Source organism: Micromonospora sp. NPDC049799, assembly GCF_040656655.1.
Taxonomy (GTDB): domain Bacteria; phylum Actinomycetota; class Actinomycetes; order Mycobacteriales; family Micromonosporaceae; genus Micromonospora.
The window spans coordinates 1-4,361 of the sequence record NZ_JBFAMU010000413.1 but is presented as its reverse complement, the minus strand read 5'-3'; the positions used below and the strand labels follow the sequence as shown (position 1 = coordinate 4,361).

Sequence of the window (4,361 nt, the reverse complement as noted above, 5' to 3'; positions counted from 1 at the left end):
TCGTTGTTGCTGGGGCCCCGGGGGCCCCCCCCCCCCCCCTTACCCCTGGGGGGGGGGGGGGGCCCCCCCCCCCCCCCCACCCACCGGGTTGTACGCCTGCCGTCAGTCCTCGTCGGATTTCCCGCCGCCCATCCCCGAGGAGATCAGCTCCATCACCGACGAGTCCTGGAGGGTCGTCACGTCGCCGAGCGACCGGTGCTCCGCCACGTCCCGCAGCAGCCGACGCATGATCTTGCCGGAACGGGTCTTCGGCAGCTCGGGCACCAGCATGATCTGCCGGGGCTTGGCGATCGGGCCGAGCGTCTTCGCGACGTGGTTGCGCAGCTCGGTGATCAGCTGCTCGCCCGCCTCGCCGGTGGTGTCCGCGCTGCCGCGCGGGATGGCGAACGCGACGATCGCCTGCCCGGTGGTCGGATCGGTGGCACCCACCACGGCCGCCTCGGCGACCGACGGGTGCGACACCAGCGCCGACTCGACCTCGGTGGTGGAGATGTTGTGCCCGGACACCAGCATCACGTCGTCCACCCGGCCGAGCAGCCAGATGTGCCCGTCGTCGTCCTTCTTCGCACCGTCACCGGCGAAGTACACCCACTCGCCCTCGCCGCTCGCGCCGGCGCCCGCGCCGAACCGCGACCAGTACGTCTCGAGGAAGCGGTTGTCGTCGCCCCAGATGGTGCGCAGCATCGACGGCCACGGCTCCTTCAGCACCAGGTACCCGCCGCCGCCGTTCGGCACCGACACACCCTGGTCGTCCACCACGTCGGCGGCGATGCCCGGCAGCGGGGTCATCGCGCTGCCCGGCTTGGTCTCCGTGACGCCCGGCAGCGGGGAGATCATGATGGCCCCCGTCTCGGTCTGCCACCACGTGTCGACGATCGGCAGCGCGCCCCGGCCCACGTGCTGCCGGTACCACATCCACGCCTCCGGGTTGATCGGCTCGCCGACGCTGCCCAGCAGCCGCAGCGACGACAGGTCGTACCCGGCCGGGATGTCCTCGCCCCACTTCATCATCGTGCGGATCAGCGTCGGCGCGGTGTAGAGGATGGTGACCCTGTACCGGTCCACGACCTCCCAGAACCGGCCCTTGTGCGGGGTGTCCGGGGTGCCCTCGTACATGACCTGGGTGGCGCCGTTGGAGAGGGGCCCGTACACGATGTAGGAGTGGCCGGTGACCCAGCCGATGTCGGCCGTGCACCAGTAGACGTCCGTATCCGGCTTGAGGTCGAACACCGCGTGCGTCGTGTACGACGTCTGGGTCAGGTAGCCGCCGGTGGTGTGCAGGATGCCCTTCGGTCGGGCCGTGGTGCCGCTGGTGTAGAGGATGAACAGGGGGTGCTCGGCGTCGAAGGCCTCCGGGGTGTGCTCCGCCGACGCGGTCTCCACCGTCTCGTGCCACCAGTGGTCCTTCGCCGACCAGGCGACCTCCTCGCCGGTGCGGCGGACCACCAGCACGTGCTCGATCGACGGGCAGTTGGCCACCGCCTCGTCCACCGTCGGCTTCAGCGCCGACGGCTTGCCCCGCCGGTAACCGCCGTCGGCGGTGATGACGACCTTGGCGGTGGCGTCCTGGATGCGGTTGGTCAGCGCGTCGGCCGAGAAGCCACCGAAGACCACGCTGTGCGTGGCGCCGATCCGGGCGCAGGCCAGCATCGCGACCGCCGCCTCCGGGATCATCGGCAGGTAGATCGCCACCCGGTCCCCGGCGGTCACCCCCAGGTCGGTCAGCGCGTTCGCCGCCTGGCAGGTCAGCCGGTGCAGGTCCGCGTACGTGAGCGTGCGGGTGTCGCCCGGCTCGCCCTCCCAGTGGATCGCCACCTTGTCGCCCCGGCCGGCCTCCACGTGCCGGTCCAGACAGTTGTACGCCACGTTGAGCTGCCCGCCCACGAACCACTTCGCGAACGGCGGGTTCGACCAGTCCTGGACCTGATCCCACTGCTTCGCCCAGCTCAGCCGGCCCGCCTGCCGCTCCCAGAAGGCCAGCCGGTCGGCGTCCGCCTCGGCGTACGCGTCGCCGGTGACGTTGGCGTTCGCGGCGAGCTCGGCCGGCGGCGGGAACTGGCGTGTCTCGTTCAGCAAGTTGGCCAATGCCTCGCTCATGCCGTGCTCCCTCGTCGCTCGGGTGACCTGCGTCTCGTTGCAGGAGAGGGTAGTCGGGACGCCCGGTGGCGGCGACCACGCGTCGTCGGAACCGCGCCGAGCGGCCCACCGCACGCGCCGGACGGCTTCCCGGTGAAAGGAAGGGCCCCCGCTTAACGTCTGCGGTAGAGGAAGGGCCCTTCTTAACAGCCGCACGGGTGGCGCCGGTCGCGTTCCGGCCGGCTCCCGGGCGGGCCGGGCCGCGCGGTCGATAGCGTGGCGGGGTGACCGCAGACCCGCTCGCCCCGCTGCTCGCGCTCGCCGACATCGCCCCCGCCGTCGAGCGGGCCCGCGAGCACTTCGACCAGGCGCTGGGGCACCGCGCGTTGCGCCGGCACGGCGGCCAGGTCGCGGCCGAGGTCAGCCTGCGGTCCGCGGTGGCCAGCGCCGCCCTGGAGGGGTACGCGAACGACCGTGAGGCGGTCCGCTCGGGCACCGTCACCGAGCCGGTGGTCCAGGGCGCACTGCGGGTCGCCGGCGCGCTGCCGGGCCTGTCCGAGCTGTGGCCGAAGGCACCCCGGCAGGCCCTCGCGAAGCTGCACGTGCTCGCCGCCCGGGACGTCGTGACCGAGGCGGAGCTGGGCCGGCCGGTCGCCGACCCGGTGGTCGCCGCCCGGCTGGACGGGCTGGCCGGCCTGGTGGCCGGCGGCACCAGGGTCTCCCCGCTGGTCCTCGCGGCGGTGGTGCACGGCGAGCTGCTGAACCTGCGCCCCTTCGCCGGCCCGTCCGGCGTCGTCGCCCGGGGTGCCGCCCGGCTCGTCCTGCTCTCCGCCGGCCTCGACCCGCGCGGCCTGCTCGCCGTCGACGTCGGCCACCAGGAGCGGGAGCCCGAGTACGTGGGGTCGGCCGGCGCCTTCGCCACCGGCACCCCGGACGGGCTGCGCTCCTGGCTCCGGCACTACATGGCGGCGGTGGAGGTGGGCGCCGACCAGCTCACCGTGATCGGCGACGAGGTCCTCGCCGCGAGCTGACCCGTCCGCGCGCTGCGGCGGACCGCGGCGGGTGGACCGGAGCCAGCGTCAGGCGGTGGCCGGTGTGGCGCGGGTCCGGCGGTGCCGGCCGTACCAGGCGATGCCGATGGCCACCCCCACACCCACGCCGAGCGCGGCGGCGGCGACCGGGACGGCGGGACGTTCCCGCAGGCGCCGACCCAGCGGGATCGGATGGCGGAACTCCAGCACCGGCCACGCGTTCTCCACAGCCAGCCGGCGCAGCTGCCGGTCCGGGTTGACGACCGTCGGGTGGCCGACGCACTCGAGCAGCGGGCGGTCGCTGTACGAGTCCGAGTACGCGTACGAGTCGGCGAGGTCGTACCCCCGCGCGGTGGCCAGCTCGCCGACCGCGTCGACCTTGCTCGGGCCGGCCGCGTAGAACTCCACCTCGCCGCTGTAGCGGCCGTCCACGACGCCCATCCGGGTGGCGATCACGTCGGTCACCCCGAGCAGGGCGCCGATGGGACGCACCATCTCCTCGCCCGAGGCGGAGACCAGGACGACGTCCCGGCCGGCGGCCTGGTGCTCCTCGATGAGGGCGGCGGCTTCCGCGTACACGTAGGGGTTGATCAGTTCGTGGAGCGTCTCCGCGACGATCTGGCGCACCTGTTCCACCGACCAGCCCTTACACAGCGTGGCGAGGTAGTCGCGGGTCCGAGCCATGGTCTGCTCGTCGGTGCCGCCCAGCCGGAACATCAGCTGCGCGTACGCCGACTTGACGACGTCACGCCGAGTGATCAGCCCGTCCCGGTAGAACGGCCGACCGAACGCCAGGGCGCTCGACTTGGCGATGACGGTCTTGTCCAGATCGAAGAAAGCGGCACTTCGGCCCACGGCGCGAAAGTCTAGTCCGATGGTCTATCGTCGGCGGGTGCCCGGGGTCGAGAACCCCCCTGGACCTGCGGGCCGACCGCGCCCGCCTCTGCCCACAGTGACGACAGTCACACTCTGCGAACATCAATTCGCGGGGAGTGGAGGCTACAACACTCGACGTAGCCAGGTTCGCTCAGGCAAACTTGTCACTACGACGAGTGTTCATATCTCGGACAACCGACAGGCCCTCAGCGGTTGCACCCCCCGCGGCCGCTGAGTGGGTTCGGCTCAACCCCCCCGGAGCCGAACCTTCGACGACCCCCGTCTCCCCCCGACGGGGGTCGTCCCTTTTCGGGAGAAGTGCTGCGTCGCAGGTCACAGGTCGTCTCCGTCCCCGTCGAAGCCGTCTGCCGAGGGCGT

At 72.4% G+C, this 4,361-nt stretch carries 3 protein-coding genes; 1 reads left to right on the top strand and 2 read right to left on the bottom strand.

The features are described 5' to 3' along the window. Positions 1-102: 102 nt before the first annotated feature. On the bottom strand, positions 103-2,097 hold the full coding sequence (acs, locus tag AB0I76_RS23425; protein WP_357039207.1) for an acetate--CoA ligase: 1,995 nt from the start codon (positions 2,095-2,097) through the stop codon (positions 103-105). A 263-nt stretch (positions 2,098-2,360) separates the two neighbouring features. Between acs and AB0I76_RS23420 the strand changes: the two genes are divergently transcribed. Beyond that, positions 2,361-3,107: an oxidoreductase gene (locus AB0I76_RS23420; protein WP_357039204.1), complete on the top strand. Its 747-nt coding sequence runs from the start codon at positions 2,361-2,363 to the stop codon at positions 3,105-3,107. Between the two features lie 48 nt (positions 3,108-3,155). Here AB0I76_RS23420 and AB0I76_RS23415 read toward each other — a convergent pair whose 3' ends face one another. Continuing rightward, complete coding sequence (locus AB0I76_RS23415) at positions 3,156-3,962, bottom strand: HAD-IB family hydrolase (RefSeq protein WP_357039201.1); 807 nt, start codon at positions 3,960-3,962, stop codon at positions 3,156-3,158. Positions 3,963-4,361: the final 399 nt, after the last annotated feature.

Excerpts from the sequence above, each read along its gene's own strand:
- acs (WP_357039207.1), bottom strand. The coding sequence starts at position 2,097 with ATGAGCGAGGCATTGGCCAACTTGCTGAACGAGACACGCCAGTTCCCG.